The sequence below is a fragment of the Neolewinella lacunae genome, from assembly GCF_014349155.1.
Classification (GTDB): domain Bacteria; phylum Bacteroidota; class Bacteroidia; order Chitinophagales; family Saprospiraceae; genus Neolewinella; species Neolewinella lacunae.
The window spans coordinates 1-811 of the sequence record NZ_JACSIT010000032.1; the positions used below are offsets into that span (position 1 = coordinate 1).

The 811-nt window shown below is 63.9% G+C and carries 1 protein-coding gene; it reads left to right on the plus strand.

What is annotated here, in order from left to right; genetic code table 11:
- The coding region (locus H9S92_RS00460) for a SprB repeat-containing protein (protein ID WP_187464765.1) at positions 1 to 811 on the plus strand (811 nt) is incomplete at both ends.

An 811-nucleotide genomic window follows, 5' to 3' on the forward strand; every position in this document is an offset into this window, starting at 1 on the left:
GGTCTGGCCGCAGGCACCTACACGGTGACGGTCACCGACGCCAACGGCTGTACGGAAACCGCCACGGGCACGGTCAACGAGCCCACTGACCTGGAAGCTACCATCGCCGATGCGGACGTGCTCTGCAACGGAGACACGGACGGCACGCTGACGGTAGTGGCCACGGGTGGTACCCCCGACTACACCTACCTGTGGAGCAACGGACAGACGACGGCTACGGCCACGGGTCTGGCTGCGGGCACCTACACGGTAACGGTCACCGACGCCAACGGCTGTACGGAAATCGCTACGGGCACGGTCAACGAGCCTACGGAACTGACCCTGACGGGCATTGAAACCGACGTTGAGTGCAACGGCGACGCTACCGGTGCGATCAACATCACGGTCGGCGGCGGCACCCCCGGCTACACCTACCTGTGGAGCAACGGTGCCACGACCGAAGACCTGACGGGTCTGACCGCCGGCATCTACTCCGTGACGGTAACCGACGCCAACGACTGTACGATCGAAGCGACCTTCGAAGTGGAAGAGTCTACGGACCTGGAAGCTACCATCGCTGACACGGACGTGCTCTGCAACGGAGACACGGACGGCACGCTGACGGTAGTTGTCACCGGCGGCACCCCCGACTACTCCTACCTGTGGAGCAACGGACAGACTACGGCCACGGCCACGGGTCTGGCCGCAGGCACCTACACGGTGACGGTCACCGACGCCAATGGCTGTACGGAAATCGCTACGGGCACGGTCAACGAGCCCACCGACCTGGAAGCTGCTATCGCTGATACGGACGTGCTCTGCAACGGAGACA